The organism is Pedobacter suwonensis, assembly GCF_007833675.1.
GTDB lineage: Bacteria > Bacteroidota > Bacteroidia > Sphingobacteriales > Sphingobacteriaceae > Pedobacter > Pedobacter suwonensis.
In genome coordinates, this window is sequence record NZ_CP031708.1 from 1,088,487 (window position 1) to 1,106,718 (window position 18,232).

The 18,232-nt window shown below is 39.9% G+C and carries 8 protein-coding genes; all 8 read right to left on the reverse strand.

Translation table 11 applies throughout. The annotated features are described in order from the left end of the window. Positions 1–19: 19 nt before the first annotated feature. Positions 20–1,543 (reverse strand): glycoside hydrolase, encoded by a 1,524-nt coding sequence (locus tag DV942_RS04275; protein WP_145855560.1) that lies wholly within the window; start codon positions 1,541–1,543, stop codon positions 20–22. Positions 1,544–1,565: 22 nt separating this feature from the next. Next, positions 1,566–3,266, reverse strand: coding sequence for a RagB/SusD family nutrient uptake outer membrane protein (locus tag DV942_RS04280; RefSeq protein ID WP_145855562.1), 1,701 nt, complete (start codon positions 3,264–3,266; stop codon positions 1,566–1,568). A 5-nt stretch (positions 3,267–3,271) separates the two neighbouring features. After that, positions 3,272–6,451, reverse strand: coding sequence for a SusC/RagA family TonB-linked outer membrane protein (locus tag DV942_RS04285; protein ID WP_145855564.1), 3,180 nt, complete (start codon positions 6,449–6,451; stop codon positions 3,272–3,274). 226 nt (positions 6,452–6,677) lie between these two features. Continuing rightward, positions 6,678–10,907 (reverse strand): hybrid sensor histidine kinase/response regulator transcription factor, encoded by a 4,230-nt coding sequence (locus tag DV942_RS04290; protein WP_145855566.1) that lies wholly within the window; start codon positions 10,905–10,907, stop codon positions 6,678–6,680. A gap of 651 nt (positions 10,908–11,558) precedes the next feature. Continuing rightward, complete coding sequence (locus tag DV942_RS04295) at positions 11,559–12,332, reverse strand: NIPSNAP family protein (RefSeq protein ID WP_222431163.1); 774 nt, start codon at positions 12,330–12,332, stop codon at positions 11,559–11,561. Positions 12,333–12,558: 226 nt separating this feature from the next. Then, positions 12,559–14,850, reverse strand: a complete 2,292-nt coding sequence (locus tag DV942_RS04300) for a S9 family peptidase (RefSeq protein WP_145855570.1) — start codon at positions 14,848–14,850, stop codon at positions 12,559–12,561. A gap of 76 nt (positions 14,851–14,926) precedes the next feature. Then, the gene (locus tag DV942_RS04305) at positions 14,927–16,375 is read right to left on the reverse strand and encodes an APC family permease (RefSeq protein WP_090986996.1); all 1,449 of its coding nucleotides are present in this window, start codon (positions 16,373–16,375) and stop codon (positions 14,927–14,929) included. A 43-nt stretch (positions 16,376–16,418) separates the two neighbouring features. Continuing rightward, positions 16,419–18,194, reverse strand: coding sequence for a DUF885 family protein (locus tag DV942_RS04310; protein WP_145855572.1), 1,776 nt, complete (start codon positions 18,192–18,194; stop codon positions 16,419–16,421). Positions 18,195–18,232: the final 38 nt, after the last annotated feature.

Sequence of the window (18,232 nt, forward strand, 5' to 3'; positions counted from 1 at the left end):
TAATTTCAAATTAATCAGGTTAATTACTGATTACAGTGGTAACAGACTTAGCAGGAATACGCACCTGTTTGGTATCCTGATATTGTTTATAGGGCGACAAATTGTATTGATCTGATGTAACATAGGTTTGTACAGCACTTTGCTTACTTCCCTTTACCTCCATGTTCAGTTCAAGATCGTTTTCTGTAGGGTTAACCACTACGGTTACGATCTTTTTATTTTGCTGATAGGATGATACATTAACCTGAGGCAAATCTGCCCCCAGGGTTTTAACCTGAAGCCGCTTACTTCCAGGGCTAATAAAACGGCTATAGTTACCCAGGGCCCACAGCAGTTTACTATCATAAACCTGTCCATCTGTTTTATTTTTATCGATATAAACCAAACCATCCTTATAATCGCCGGTGGATACGCCCAACCACCATTGCCATGAGGTTGCGTTAGATATCACAAGGTCATGGTGGATCAGCCTGGCGATAAAAAGTGCTGTAACCATACCCAGATCACGTTTTTCGCCTTTAAGCACCTCATCACCAAGTACGCAATATTCAGACATCCAATACCTTAACCCTTTTATTTGAGCTACGGCTTCGGCTGTTTTCCTACGGACACCAATAAACTTTTCTTCCGGACTGGTGGTAAAATAACTGTGAGCAGAAATGGATTGATCTATATTTGAAAAGTTGCCAACATAATTGGGAGATGCCGGATTAAAGAACTGCTGTACCTGGTTTCCCTTCGCACTATTTCCGTTATTATATAAATAATCAAGCTGACCGGCCTCTCCTATCTGTATTTTGGTTTTCATCTGATTCTTAACCAATGCATCATTAACACCCCGGTAAAGTTGAGCAAGTTCGGTATTGTTGTACGGACAGCCTTCCTGATTATGTTCATTCCATTTCCATTGCGGCTCGTTTGCAGGGCTAAGGTAGTTGAGTTCTATTCCGGTTGTTTTCTCTATTCCTTTAATGGTTCTAACCAGGTAATCGGCAAACTGCGGAAGTTTATCAAAATCCAGGTTGCAGTTTCCATCTGTAGAATAGGCTTTGCCATTTTTGGTAAATAGTACGTGCGGACTGTTTACGAAGCCGATAAACTGCTTTACGCCACGATTTTGGGCTGCTTTTAAAAACCAGGTTTGACCGGGCATTGCGTTCCAGTCATAAGTACCATCAGGCTGCAGAAAAGCGTATTGACGACGCCATTCGTCGCCAATATCGCTTGCCTTACCTTGGGCGGCACTACCGCCTCCAATACTGAAACGCCACATGTTAAGCCCAATACCAAGTGGTTGCCCCACTTTTGTAGTTTGGGTGCTAAAAAGCAAATCGGCCATCCTATCCTTTTTTTCTGCGGGCCATAAACCTGCGAACTGACAAGTCCATGCATCAGAAGCGCCAAAACCCTCTATGGTTTGGAATGTGATGGCAGGATCTATTTCTATTTTTAGAGGCGTTTCTTGTGCAAGCGTTACGCTACCATATAAAAATAAGGCCAGACAGATAAAAAAACGGTTTAGATTGGAGGATGACTTTAACATGTAAACAATTAATTTCTATTTATTAGTAACCTGGGTTTTGCTGCAATTTACCACCTGATGCTAAAATTTCGGCTCTTGGTATTGGTAACCAATAGTGTTTGGTTTCGAACTTGCGTCCGTCTAACGCAACTTTAGGCGTATAAGTAAAACCGTTATTTGTTTTGGTAATCGTCACGCCGCCGGCAGGTTTGTTTTCGGTTACATCAGCAATTTTCCACCTCCTTACATCATAAAAACGATGTTCTTCGAAAGCAAGTTCTACCCTACGCTCATAGCGTACCGCATCGCGCATTTGTGTCTGTGTAAGTCCGATTGCCAATGCAGGCATATTAACGCCTGGCCTGGCCCTCACCATGTTTACAGCATCTCTTGCAGACATGGTAGATCCCGAAGGAACAGCATCAGGTCCATAAGCTTCATTTGCAGCTTCAGCATAGTTAAGCAAAATTTCTGCATATCTAAAATAAATCCATGGTTGAAAACCTGCATTGCCCCATGGATTTTGTAATGGATAGGCATCATTCATGAATTTTTTAAGGTAATATCCGGTTTTACTGGTATTCCAGTTGTCATTTCCATCTTTACTGTCTCTTCCTCCCGGTACAAAGGTTTCTACGTTACGCTCACGGTAGGCTGCGCCATTATACAAAATGGTAGCTGCAAAACGTGGATCACGACCTTTATACGGTTCGTTGCTATCATAACCAGAGGTGGGATCGGTTATCGGTTTACCGTTGGCCATTTCGTAATCATCTACCAGGTTCTGCATTGGTAAATTTCCGCCCCAACCGCCATAACCATTAGGCCCGTTTGCAATTTCCAAATGGGTATGGTTGGCATTTTTGGTAAACAACCTTGCAAAAATAACTTCATTACTCTGGTCAGTTAAAAACAAGTTTGCGTATCCCCCGGTATATATTCCATATTTATTTAAAGAGATCACCGCCTGGGCTGCCGTAACAGCTGCCTGCCAGGTACCTGCATTATACAACGGACTTGCAGCATACAACAGTAAACGCGACTTAAGTGCCAATGCCGCACCTTTAGTAGCTCTACCAATTAACCAGCTGCCGCTATTATCTAAAGGTAAATCTGCAGCAGCCTGATCGAGTTGAGCGGCCACATAATCTATAGATTCTTTAATCGAAGCACGTTGAAACAATGCCGGATCTTGCAAATTATCAGTGAGATTGGTTACTTTATCGCCCATTAGAACAATGCCGCCATAATTACGGATCAAATCCTGATAACGAAACGCTCTGATGAATTTAATCTCAGCTATCAATTGTTTTTTATGTGTTGCACTCATTGAAATTTTGGACAGTACTGATAGCGCGTAATTACATTCTCTGATACCGCGATAACTTCTTCCCCAATATACGCCGGCGCTTCCTAAATTTTCAGGTGCCAGCTGCCCTCTCTGGATCAACCAGGTCGCATCATCATTATTGTAAACAGATTCATCGGTAAAAGAACTCCACATGCTATATTCAAAACCTCTGCCAAAACCCGGAGCCGATCCGTCAGCTTCTTTATCCTGTAATCTGGTGCCGATATAACGATTGGTTACATAGGCTTCTAGAACAGCCGTATCTGTTTCTATAGCAGTTGTAGAAATCCGATCTGTTGGTTCTACATTTAAAAAATCTTTTTTGCAGCCCACCATAGCCCCTGAAACAAGGGATAGGCCTAAAAGTGTTATATATAGTGATTTGTTTGTCATGATGATTAAAATTTAATGTTGGCGCCAAGGTTAATAATGCGTTGCTGTGGATAAAACTGGCCGCTACCGCTGGTTCCCTCCGGATCGTAATCTTTCACTTTAGAAATGGTGAATAAGTTAAAGGCACTGGCATAAACCCTTACTCCAGAAACGTTGATGCGATCTAAGAAACTGGCTTTGATGTTATAGGCAAGCTCTACGTTTTTAAGCCTTAAGAATGAGGCATCATTTAACCAAAAGGTATTATTAAACTGCCCACCGCTGATGGCATTAGATGCACGGTCGGTTACCCTTGGATAGGTTCCGTTCGGGTTTGCGGCACCAAACCTGTTATCGGCCCAACTGCTGTAAAAGTTACCTACACTACCCGCTTCTGGCAAAACGTACTGACTTACCTGGGTTTGTCCGGCTAATACCACTGATAAATCAAAGTTTTTATAAGAAGCACCAAGTGTAAATCCGTAAGTAATTTGAGGGATGTTGCTATATGGCGTTCTGGTTTGGTCATCGGCAGTAATTTTACCATCATTATTGTAATCCAGGTATTTAAGATCACCAACTTTGGCCCCGCTAACATGCGGATAAGCATCTAACTCCTGCTGTGTTCTGAATATACCGATGGCATTGTAAAGCAGGCCGGCATTTAACGGTCTTCCGGTCTGGCGCTGATAATCTAATGTTCCGCTGGCTTCATCAATAAAAATCACTTTACTTTTAGCATAAGTGAAGTTACCTGATGCATTCCATCTGAAACTTTCGCCGTTATGGTTATAACCTAAAGTTGCTTCAAAACCAGCATTATTCACTTTTCCGATATTTTCTGAAGGTACTAATGGCGTATAGTTCACGCTTTTATCATCAAATGGATTTACGATACCTGAAGAACCTGGTACTGATGCATTACGGGTAGTTAAGATATCAGATCTTTTTTGCTGGAAATAAATGGCCTCAATACTAAAGTTCTTAAACACCGTGGCATTAATACCAATATCAAGCTTTTTGGCTACCTCCCAGGTAATGTTTGGATTTGCCAGTTTAACCAGGTTTACACCAGGCTGTATGGTTAGTGTATTACTTGCATCTCTAGCCACAAAGCCGTTTCCAACCAATACATAATTATCAAAATACTGGAAACCATTTACGTTATCATTACCTAAGGCACCGTATGAGGCACGGATTTTTAAATTGTCTACAAACTTAACGTTATCGCTGAACCAATTTTCTTTTGACATTACCCATCCCACAGATGCAGAAGGGAAATAACCATATTGCTTGCCTTGAGGAAAAATGGATGATCCATCAACACGCAACTGGCCTTCAAAGAGGTATTTATCATCATAACTATAGGCTAAACGGCTAATTACACTCTTGCGGTTATAGTTGGTGCTATAACCAGAGTTTAGATAATCGGTAGCGGCAGCACCCCCTTGTGAAAGTTCGGGCAAATTGGTAGACAGAAAGTTAAAACGTTGTGCATCGAAATATTCTAAATGGTTTTCGCTTTGCTCATAACCTACAAATGCATTAATATCGTGAAGGTTAAAACGACGTGCATAATTCAGCTTGATGTTTGAAGTAAGCAACGACTCGTTTTTCTGGCTTTCAGTCAGGGTAGCTCTTTGGTTATTGCCACCCGTAATTACACTATTATAAGTTTGAGATGTAGCATCGTATTGGTATAACAGATAGGGTTTATTGAAACTTTTGGTAAATACATTCGATTTATCAGCCGAGAAAAAACCATCAACAGAAAGTCCTTCTACACCTGGAATAATAAAAGTAGCTCTTAAAATACCATTTAAAACCTGTGTAGGTGATTTACTGGTTCCACCGATATCAGTAACCTGTACCGCAGGATTGGAATTTTCTATACCAGTTGTTGGTAAACCGTTTGGATAATATGCGGCTACAATTGGTTTTGCCCTGTAAATAGACCTAAAAATATCGCCGGCTCCAACCTGAGGAAACACACGGTTTTCTTGTCTGCCCGATACCGATAAACCCAATTTTAGGTATTTGGATACGTTAGCATCTACATTTGTGCGGAAATTATATTGGTTGTACTTGGTTGCACCGTTTTTATAAATCCCATTCTGGTTAATTGTACCTAATGAAACATAGTATTTAACATCTTCGCTACCGCCATTAACAGAAAGGCTGTGCTGGCTCTGTAAAGCTGTTTTTTTCAATGTTTGGTCGATCCAATCGGTATTAGGGTACAACAAAGGATCGGAGCCGTTACGGAATTTTTCGATCTGATCTGCCGTGTAAGACTGATTAAGTCCGCCTGAAGGATTAGAATCAAAATTGATTTCGTTCATGATCTGCGCATAAGTAGCGGCATCTGCCATTTTGGGTAACCTTGTTGGTGAGCTAAAACCCTGGTTAAAACTATAATTAATAGTTGGTTTGCCGGTTTTACCTTTTTTGGTGGTTACTAAAATAACACCGTTGGCCGCTCTGTTACCATAAATAGCTGCAGAGGCATCTTTTAGTACCGAAACACTTTCAATATCATTAGGATCTAAACGTTCCAGTCCACCAATCTGTCCGGGGATTCCATCTACAACGATTAATACATTATTACTCCCTGTGGTAGCCAGGCCCCTGATGGTGATGTTTGAACCGTCATAACCAGGTTCGCCACTTCTGTTGTTGATCACTACGCCGGAAAAACGGCCAGCTAACGAATTGGATAAGTTGGGTTGCGGACTTTTCACCAGGTCGGCTCCTTTTACCTGCGATATTGATCCGGTAAGGGTTGCTTTCTTCTGGGTTCCGTAACCCACCACCACTAATTCGTTCAATGTTTTCGTATCGGTACTCAGCTGAACATTAATGGTTGTTCTATCGCCAACGGTTTGTTCCTGACTGGTGTAACCCACGTAAGAAAAAACCAATACATCAGTTGTGGATGCTACACTAATGCTATATTTACCTTTTGCATCGGTTTGAACTGTTTTTTCAGTTCCCTTAATCTTAACTGCTACTCCCGGAAATGGCACTCCGTCACTTGTAACAGTACCCGTTACCACAATCTCGCGTGCCAGTTTCATTTTTTCTGCCGATATAGCAAAGGAAGAGGCGGCTACAGGTAAACTAATTGATAAGATAAATAGAAAAGCCAGTGCTTTAATTTTAAAGCATTTTAAAGGCGAAAATTCCTTCAGATTTTTTTTTCTCATTTGGTTTGCACATTAATATTTGGTTAGCAGATCAGATCTATACTTAGATAAACAGGATGTTGTTATCAGATTTTATAGTGATAGAACTGCTTTATAAGGGGCTAAAGTAGTGCTAACAAACCACATAAAAAGGGTACAAACAATCCAAATTTAAGGGGTAAACAGACCGAAAATGAGCTTAAATGAGGTTTTAAGGCATGTTTTTAGAAACAGGGAGTAAATATAGTTATGGTTTGCTTTTTTTACCTGTTGTGTTTACCTGGATATGATTAGAAAATGGCTTCCTGAATTTTTTAATGTACTGTGATGGATTTATATTAAACAATTTATAAAACTGCTCTCTAAAATATTTGGGATCGGTAATGCCTACCAGGTATGAAGTTTCCTGAATGGTTTTATCAGTATTGATAAAAATTTCGGCCGCTTTCCTTAACCTGATGAAACGGATAAAGCCATTGGCAGACTGACCTGAAATGGATTTAATTTTACGGTATAAATTAGATCTCGACATCCCCAATAAGGCTGATAAGGTATCGATATTAAAATCAGGATCGGTAAGGTGCTCTTCTACAATGCGGATACAGTTATCTAAAAACTCCTTATATTCTGCAGAGATTTTAATATGGTTGGAGTTGAGTGTAATTTCATTATAAAAGTACTTTTGCAGTGCGTTTTTACTTTTTAATATACTGGCCACCCTTGCTTTTAAAAAATCCTTATCAAAAGGTTTACTGATGTAATCGTCGGCCCCACCTTCTATGCCTTTAAGTTTAACTTCCGGTGCAGAAATGGCCGTAAGTAAAATAATCGGGATATGAGAAATGGAAACATCTTCTTTTATTTTGCTGCAAAGTTCTATGCCCGTCATGCCGTCCATCATTACATCGCAAATCACAATATCAGGTAACAGCTCTTTCGTCATTTCATAACCTTTTTCTCCATTACTGGCTTCATAAAGATGGTAATCCATTTTAAAAACCTGTTTAAGGTACTCTCTGATCTCCAGATTATCATCAATAATAAGCATGCTTTTTGAATCAATGGTGAGCTGGTTTTCGATTACCTGCCCCTCGGCAGCCTCTACAACTTTGTTGGCACTGATCTCATCCTCTATCAATTCTTTGAACAACGAAGATTCGGTATCCACTAACGCCTCCTCCAATATAACAGCATTTTTAAAATGACTTAAACCACGTAATAAAGCAATATTAAAGGTAGTTCCCTTATTTTCAGCGCTGGTGTAGTTTATGGTGCCTCCATGCATTTCAACAAAAGTTTTAGCCAGGTATAAACCTATACCAAAACCGCCTTTGGCTGATTTATTACCGGGATCCTGATAAAACTTCTCGTACAGTTTTTCTCCGGCTACTTCTACAATACCACAGCCGGAATCTTCAACACTAATGATTACATTTTCCTTGCTGTTATCTACCATCATCTTCACCGTCCCGCCTTCTGGCGTAAATTTTATTGCATTTGAAAGCAGGTTAAAGAACACGATTTCCATTTTTTCGCGGTCAGCATAAAAAGCAATCATCTCATCGGTACAGCTAAACTCAAGCGTTATATTTTTTGACCGGGCCTGGTGTATAAAACAAAGAAATACCTCTTTACACAGATTTACCAGATTTATCGGTGCTACCTTTAACTTTTCGCCATAAGTATCTGCCTTCCTAAACAACAATAGCTGATCAACCAAACTTAACAGCCGCTTGGCATTCCGGTATACAATATTTAAATCGGTAGTATCAACGTTATTGTCATTTTTGTACAAAAGTTCTTTAACCGGATTGATAATTAAGGTAAGCGGTGTGCGGAACTCGTGCGATACATTGGTAAAGAAAGATAGTTTCTTCTCGCTCAGCTCCTTTTCTTTTTCGCTTTCTATGTGGGCCAGTTTAATCTGAAATTTTAAATCAGATTGGTGCTCGCGATATTTAAGATAAGCGTACACCATACCAAAGAAAGCCAAACCATATAAACAAAAAGCCCACCAGGTGCGGTACCAAGGTGGCGTAATGATGATCTGGAGCGAATTTCCGTTCATATTCCAAATGCCATCATTGTTTGATGCCCTGATCCTTAAGGTATATTTACCGGGATTTAAGTTGGTATAGGTTACTTTATGTTCACTACCGCTATAATTCCATTTTTTATCAAAACCTTCCAGAAAATAAGCATATTGATTTTTTTCTGACAGTGTATAGTTCAGGGCCACAAAACCGAAAGAAAGCACACTCTGATCGTAAGGCAGGGTAATACTTTTCGTCATGTAAACAGGCGATTTTAAAGGGGAATCATCGCCAGGGAGAATCAGTTTGTTAAAAATCGAAAAATCAGAAAAGTAAACCGCAGGCGCTTCTTTATTATATTTGAGTTGTTGTGGGTTAAAATAAACGATGCCTTTGTTACCTGCCACATAAATTTCTCCTTTAGCATTTTTGCAAATGGCCTCGTTGGCGTAAACGCCGTCCTTTTCATCATAATTTTTAACCGTTTTGGATACTGGATCGAAAAGCGAAATACCTTGCTCGGTAGTTACCCATAATTTGCCATTGTTATCTTCTACCAGGTCGGTAAAAACATTGCTGGCAAAACCATTTTGTTTTGAATATACCTCGAAAGTATTTGTTTTGGCTACATATTTATTCAATCCATCCCGGGTGCAGATCCAAATATTTTGATGCGAATCCTGATAAAGACGAATTACAATATTATTGCTAATGCCGCCTTTTTTTGAATTATCAATCCTGTAATTCGTAAACTTTTTGGTTTTAGGGTTAAAACGGCTTAAGCCACTGCCGTAGGTTCCTATCCAGATATTCCCCTGCGCATCTTTTAAAAGGCAGTTTAAATGGTTGTTACTCAATGAGCTTAAATTTTTGGGATCGTTATAGTAATGCGTATAAGCTTTGGTTTTATCGTTATAGATTTTTAAGCCGGCATCCGTAGCTAAATAATATTCGCCATCGTTTACTTCTATCAGATCCCTAAAAACATCTTCATTGAAAAAGATACCCAGTGCAGAACGATGGTGGTGATGTAGAAACTTGTTCTCTTTTTCGTTATAACGGTCAAACCCGTTCTCGCTCATTACCCATAAATCACCTTTCAAGTCAACAGACAGCTTAATAATATCGTTACTGGATAAACTGTTTAAGTTGTTATTGTGAGAAAGTCTGGTAATGGAGCGGTTATCCGGGTTATATTTATATAGGCCTTTGTTGCTACCCAGCCAAAAATTGCCCTCATTGCTAATGATTGATTTGATGTCTGCCTGTCCGAAAGGAAGTGAGGTGAAATTAAACTTGTACTGGTTAAAATCAATTTTACTAAGACCATTTTTACCACATAGCCAGATCATGCCGGTTTTATCGCGGTAAAAGCTTCCATTGGCAAAAAATTCGAGTTTATCTATTTTATCCCATTTATTGAGTTTCGTATTTACCCAAAATATTCCTGCACTTCCGCCTACCAGTACTTTTCCGGCACTTAAACTCAAAACGTTAAACACAGCAGCATTACCTGTATTACCGCTATTGTAAGTGGTAAACATCTCCTTTTCAGGATCAAAACGGAACAGATCGCCTTTCCAATAACACCCGATCCAGATCATGCCCTCATTGTCGATGCAAAGCGTCCAGATGTCATTTGGATTTTTTTGATCAGCGATTTCCTTTTGCATATAATTGGTAAACCGCTTTGTTTTTTGATCGAACTTATTCAGCCCATTGCTCCAGTTGCCGAGCCATAAATTGCCAGAGGCGTCTTCGGCAATGGCATTCACCGATTTTCCTTTAATGGCATAAGCGTTTTTGGGATCGGGCTGATAAACCTTAAATGTTTTTGATTTGCTGTTGTAAAGATTAAACCCATCATCGGTACCTACCCATAATTTGTTTGTTTTATCGATCAGCAGAGACCAGATCTTGTTATTACTGAGGGACGTTTTACTGTTTTCTTTATGGTAAAAACGTTCAAATTTCTCGGTAACGGGATCGAACCTGTTTAAGCCGTTCATGGTACCCACCCAAAACACGCCATGGCTATCCTCTACCATTGCATTGACGTAGTTATTGGTTAAAGAAGTGCTATCTCCAGCGATGTTTACATAAATTTTGAAAGAATAACCATCAAATTTACAGAGTCCGTTTTCTGTACCGATCCAGACAAAACCTCTTTTATCTTTTAGTGCAACAGTGGTATTTTTAGAGGGGAGACCGTCATTAATACCGTATGTTTTAAGTACATAATGTTCCGGAATAGCCGTTTGATCCTTTACCTGTGCTTCGATGCTGCTAAAAAACAGCACGCATTGCAGGGTAAAACCAAATGCTTTGATAAATTTCATCATTAAAAAGGCAAACCAGTAGCTAAAAATCGGTTTGCGGGTGTAAAGATACAATTTGCCGAGGTATGGTTCAATCCATACATTCCACCCCCCCGAAATCGTCATCCTGAAGGATGATTTATTGAAATCTCTTCACTCCGCGCTGCTCAGGCCGAATGACGATCGAATATTTATAGGAAGCTCGAAGTGACAACTTCTTTCAGAATCTTTCCAATTGCATCATTTTTTGCCACAGAAACACAGCATTGCACGGAGTGAATAAAACTGAGAGTTTACGGTTCTGTTTCTGCAATTGTCTTCATGCAATCGCCCTCCTGAACTTGTTTCAGGCTCTTTACAGTTAGCATGTTTTGCCACGGAAACACAGTATTGCACGGAGTGAAGAAAGCTAAGATTTCAAGCCAAAGCCCATGCAATCATCACAATGCAATCGTCCTCCTGAACTTGTTTCAGGATCTTTACAGGTAGCATTGTTTTGCCACGGAAACATGGAGTTAAAAATTTAAGATTTTCTTGTTCAATTTAAGCAATCGTAATACTCAATTCGTCCGTAATCATTTCAACATGAAAGACCCTGAAATAAATTCAGGGTGACGACCGTGCTAAAGAAATTGAGATAAAGATTCAATCCTATAATGTATCAACCATTTAGAATCGTTTCAGGATCTTTACAGGTAGCATTGTTTGCCGCGGAAACACAGATTTACATGGCATTTACTTTACCATTCAGCTTTAGTCTTTAAGCTTTTGCCTTTTTTATAAATCAGAATAGTCTGTTGGATAAACAAATTTGGTATCGTTTTTAGAAACATTATGCTGATACTCTGGCATAGCCGATAGTTTTTTCCAATAATCATCTGCTGAGAAGGCTTTCCAGTGTGCATCTCTATCGGCTTTGTTTTCAAAAGTGGTTAAATACATGAGGTTAGGCATGCGGCTTCCGGCAATTACTTCCCCATAAAATACCGCATTAAAATTTAACCTTTTAAATAAACCAATCTCGTCGCCTTTGTTAAACATTTGCACTTTGTTCTGAAAATATTTCTCCGTGGGTGCTTCGTAGCTTCTTAATTCATAAACCCGTTCTTTCATTGGCGATTTTAGATTGGGCAGCATAAAATGAGGTGCATCTTCAAAAGCTTTTAATACAATAGATTCCAGACGCTCAAAAGGAGCATCGGTGTAAATCGCATCGAGATAGGCTTTACCATCAACAGCATATTGTTTGTCTTTTGACAGTTTTTTATCCAGTTCCAAAATTCCATTAAGCGATTTTAGTGGAATAAATACATAAATGAGTTTTTCGGTAACTCCGGTCTGATCGCTTACTATTGGCTTAAACACACCCACCTTCGCTATTCCATTGCGATGTAATGCAGGCAAATATGCCTTTTGCAAATAATCGTCTACTGTCTTTTCCTGGGCATCGGTTTTGAGGTGGTAAATTTTGATCTGATAGAAATCTATTGAGGCATTAGCCGCAAATGCACTGGATAACAGTAAAAATAAAAACAGACAAGATATTTTCATTTTGGACAACATATTAGGATTGATTGTTAAGATGGAAAATTAATAAAGTTTTCGGGTAAAACTTTATTAATTTTCCATTTTTATCTTTTCCTTCCAATAAAATGCTTATTTCAGTTTGCAGTTATCAGTTTACAATTTGCAGTTGCTATTTAACCAATGACCAGTGAACCAATGACTAATGACTAATGACTAATGAACCAACAAACCAATGACCAACAAACCAACCCTACTTTGAAATATTCGGATTTGGCGCTTCGGCATTGAGTAAATGTTTTACAAAGAAATCACGCTTACGTCTACGTCCATAAACACCTCCATCGCTGTGTCCCATGCCTGGAATGCTCAAAATATCAAAATTTTTATTTGCTTTAATCAGTGCATCGGCCAGTCTATAGGTCGATTCTGGTGGTACATTTTCATCTGCTTCACCCACAATTAAAAATAGATCCCCCTGTAATTTAGCCGCGTTGGTAATATTAGATTGTTCGCCATAATGCGGCCCTACCGGATAGCCCATCCATTGTTCGTTCCACCATTGTTTATCAATACGGTTATCGTGACAGCCACAGGCTGAAACTGCAGCTTTATAAAACTCAGGATGTGACAACAGTGCACCAGTAGAGCTTTGTCCACCCGCCGAAGTACCATAAATCCCTACTTTAGAAATATCCGCATTTGGATACTTAAGCGCCATGGCCTTCATCCATAATATCCGGTCAGGAAATCCGGAGTCGGCTATGTTTTTCCAGCATACATCATGAAAAGCTTTAGAGCGGTTGGCCGTACCCATTCCGTCAATCTGCACCACGATAAAACCTAATTCGGCTATGCTCTGCATTTCACTGGCCGGCAAGAAACTTTTTGGCACAAAACTATCGTGAGGACCTGCATAAATATTTTCGATAACAGGGTATGTTTTGTTAGGATCCATTTTTGAAGGGAAGCAAACAATTCCCCATATATCGGTTTTGCCATCTCTTCCTTTGGCAACGAATACTTCTGGCAGTTTAACCCCTGTAGCTAAATAGGCATCTGTTTTTCCATGTTCTATTTCACTTACCTTTTTGGTGCTTTCAGTAAGCCTTAATTCGCTAACCGGTGGTACATTTACCTGAGAGTAAGTATCAATATAATATTTTCGATCAGGCGAGAAGCTGAGGCTATGGTTGCCTTTTTCTGGTGTGAGGTTTACCAGTCCTTTACCATCAAACCCGATTCTGTAGTAATGGATAAAGTAAGGATCTTCACCAGCATGCATGCCATTTGCCCTGAACCATACCTGACGTTTTACAATATCTACACTATCAATGTCCCTAACCACATAATTTCCTTTTGTAATTAACTGCTGCTTTCCGGTTAAGGCATTTACCAGATAAAGATGTTGCCAGCCATCCTGCTCGCTTGTCCACAATATTTCATTTGTTTTGGGCAGGTATCTGGTATAAATGCGACTTTCATAAATGAAGGTCTTGGTCTTTTCATCGATGATGTTTCTGGTTTTTCCTGTTAAAACATCTACTTCGATTACCCTGAAACGCTGGTGGCCACGATCTACTTTCTCATAAGTATAATATCTGCTGTTATTATTGCGCCAATGCAGTTCTGGAGCACCAAAGAAATCAATCGGGTCTGCATCAACCTTGATGGCCGTTTTCTTCGCTACGTTAAAAACATAGGGCTGATAAGCAGTAAAGTCATCACCAGGCTGTGCATATTCTCTCGTTTTTAACTCACCACGTGTGGTACCCGGAACAGAACTTAAAACATAATATACATTTTTAATTTCTTTCGGATCGATTTTATAGGCAACTATGTTTTTGCTATCAGGCGACCAGGCAAATTCACCATAAGGTTTATCGGCACTACCATCAGTACTTAATTGGGTTTCTGCCTTTGTAGCCAGATCAATTACAAACAGATTGCCACCACGGATCAGGATTTCGCTTTTGCCATCAGGCGATTTTTTGATTTCTCGGTTTCCCTGCCAGCGCGATCTGCGTTGTTGTAAAGGCCGCCTGGCATTGTACCGATAAATATTACTATCGGTGGTATTGGTTAAATTATTATTGCTCAGGTTTAACTCATACCATTTATCGGCTATTTTTAGTTTTGCAGTACCCTGGTCGGCAAAATATAGCTCTCCAAGCTGAATTTTTAGCGGGTTCTGTTTTTTACCGGTAAGCTTTTCTATATTTTGTACCAGTTTATTATGATCAAATGCAACCTGGCGCTTACCTGTTGCCGCATCTACATAATAATATTCCCATGTTCTATCAGGAAGATTCTTCTTATACCAGAATGCAGTACCATCTTTTTTCCAGAAGGGGGTAATTTCATTGTTGGTTGGAATATTACGTAATGTAGTATCCATTCTTAACGATAACTGGTAAGCAGCTGCTACTTCAGCAGCATTAGGCTGATAAGGTTGCAACTTGGTTTGCTGTGCAAGCAACTGAACGGAAACAAAACTTAATAAAGTAAAGGCTATTGATTTTTTAACGGTCGCGTAAATGCTCATTACAGATTTTTTGTGGTAAATATAGGATTGCTATTTTGCAGGTCTTTTTTGAATTTTGATGAATATCATTAATATTTTAACCCTTTACATCAACCGGATCTTTGGTTTTCAATTCCTGACGTACGATACCTCCTCTAATCAGATAATAAACCGGGATTCCCATTAAAGTGATGATTAATCCTGGCCAGGTAAATTTGGGTTTAAAAATGATCAGCAGTATGCAAAAGGCAAGTCCCATTAGGATATAAACGATTGGCAGCACCGGGTAACCAAAGGCTTTGTAAGGCCTGTTTGCCTCAGGGCGTTTTTTACGGAGGATAAAGATTCCGAAAATGGTAAGCATGTAAAACATGACCACCACAAAAGAAATCATATCGAGCAGGTCGCTGTATTTTCCGCTAATGCACCATAAACAGGCAAAAATGCATTGTATCCATAATCCAAATCCCGGGACTGCATTTTTATTGAGTGTACCCACTTTTTTAAAGAAAAGTCCATCTTTGGCCATGGAATAATATACCCTTGCACCAGCCATAATTAAACCATTATTACAACCAAAGGTTGAAACCATAATCATTAAAGCAATAATGATAGTACCGGCTGTACCGAAAATATGGTTGGCGGCTGAAACAGCTACCCGATCTTTATCTGCATGGGCAATATCTTGCAATGAAAGCACCCCGGTGTACATTACGTTGGTGAGGAGGTAGAGTACGGTTACGATAATGGTTCCTAAAGCTAAACTTAAACCGATATTGCGTGCAGGATTTTTAATTTCGCCGGCGATAAAGGTCACATTATGCCAGGAATCGCTGCTGAATATTGAACCCACCATCGCTGCAGCGATGGCACCGAAAGCCGCGAAAGTGGTGTAAGAACCAATACTTCCGTCAGCAGATAACGGTCCTAAAACCCACATATTTTCCCAATTGGTTTTCCAGATTCCCTTATCCAGAAAGAAAAGTCCAAAAGCGATCAGACCAAATAAACTTAACAATTTAGCCACCGTGAAAGTTGTTTGGATAACTTTACCCCCATTTACCCCCCTATTGTTGATATAGGTGAGCAAAATAATTACGCCAATGGCCAACAGTTGTGCGGGTGAAATGGTAAAAAAACCTAAATCGACAGCAACTAAATCTTCACTCAACGCAGGTATGAGATAAGCAGTAAATTTGGCAAATGCAACACCTACGGCGGCAATCGTTGCGGTTTGGATAACCGTGAAAAAACTCCAGCCATATAAAAAACTGATCAGCGGGTTGTACGCTTCCTTTAAATAAATATACTGTCCTCCCGCTTTTGGGAACATGGCACTTAATTCACCATAACTCAATGCAGCCGTTAGCGTCATAAAGCCTGTAATCAGCCAAACCACTAATAGCCAGCCAGAGCTGCCTACATTTCGGGTAATATCTGCACTTACAATAAAAATACCCGAGCCGATCATACTTCCGGCTACAAGCATCGTTGCATCCATCAGCTTAAGCGAGGGTTTAAATTGTGTGGTTTCTTTTTCAGTCATGTTGTGTTTGCTTGGTGGTTCGAAGGTTGGTTGTTGATTTTATTTACTTAAGCTGATCGTAAAAATACCATGAGGTTTTAAAGTCGCGGGTTAAAGGCTGATTGGTTAAAGTAGCCCTGATCATTTCGACAGGGATTAAGTTTTGTTTTATCACGGCATCATGAAAATCCTTAAAGCTCATTTTGCCACTATCTACAAGCTCTTTTTTCAGCGCAAAGAGCTGAAGACCGCCGGTAAGGTAGGCTACCTGGTATAAAGGGCTATAATCGCCTTTGAAAGATCGGCGAACCTCACCTTCTGCATTGGCACGTTCGTGCCCTACACGGTCTACCAGAAAATCCACACACTGCTGAGGGGTCCACCTGCCCAGGTGAAAGTTCAGCGAAAACAGAATCCTGGCACAACGGTGCATCCGCCAGAAAAGCATACCCATTTTTTCCTCAGGTGTTTTGGCAAAACCTTTATCGTAAAGCAAAAGTTCCCAGTATAAAGGCCAGCCCTCTATGCTAAAAGGGGTTTGAAAAGGATCGCGATAGCTTTTATATCTGCTATTCATAAAATACTGGTAATGGTGACCTGGTAAAAGTTCATGCTGCACCGTACCTCTCGAAAAATAAGGATTGTTACCACGCATACTCATTAACTTATCGTCTTCCTCCATCGTATTGGTTGGATAGGAAATGCTGATTTCGCGCCCACCTGTGAAAAATGGATTCACCAATTGTCTTTCGGCAGACATCATCACCATACCCCAGGTTTCTTCTGCAAGTGCCGGAATATTGATCAGATTATTGGCTTTGATAAAATTGAGGGCGTCATCCTGTAATTTTACAATCAATTCCGGCTGCCTGCCCAATGGCACATAGCTATTTTTGATTTTTTCCTGTGCCTTTTTCCAGTCATTGCCATAACCCATAGCGGCTGATGCTTTTAAAAGCTCTTCATCGCAAAACTTAAATTCCTTTTCGGCAAGCTTAATCAGTTCTTCAGGTGTATAGGGAATAAGCTCAGCATTTAACTGCCTGATGAGTTCTTCTCGTCCAATAGGATTTCCTTTAATTTCCGGTTTACTTGATTTTACAGCAGGAATGGCATCAACATCATCAAAAAGTTTGGCGTAATTGGCTAAGGCAAGGTCTAATTTCTCGTAAGGTTTAGGCACCCACCAGGTAAAACCCGGCTCATAATCCATATAAAATTGGTAAAAGCCCTTTAACCGATGTTTCAAACTCAAACTGATGGCTTTTGCCATTTTAAGCTGATCGGGTTTAAGTGCTCCTTTTTTGAAATTCAGATTTAGGGAATCAACTTGTTTCGCAATTTTTTCTATCCCGGCGGCCAGCAGTGCACCATCCTGATAAGTACCTCTTCTTCTTAGGTTTTCGAGTGCGTAAATGGCGTCGGCAAAGGTAAAATACTTTGATAAGGCATTATAATCTGTTTCTTCTCTACTTAAAAGCCAAACCGACGATTCGATCTGTTTTTTAAGCAGAATATAATCCACCTTGCCATAAATGCTGAAATTTTCAAATTGTGCAGCTTTTAGCTTGTTTAGGTAATCGTGATTAATATCCTGCAGGCGTTTCCTTTGGGCCGGACTTTTAAAAGTAGCCATTGGATAAGAATAAGTTACACCTGCTGAGTAAGGATAGTAGAAATCGTTAATGGCATCAACATCCTTTTGGTAACCTACAATCAGCGTACCCATTTCGCTGGTTTGTTCGTACAAACTTTCATTTAAAGTTTGAGCCCATGCAAAAGGGCCCGAGAACAGGCACACCAATAACAAAAGGGCAAAAAGGTTTAGTTTATTTTGCATGTGGTTTGGTTAAAACAGGCAATAGCATTGCCTCCATT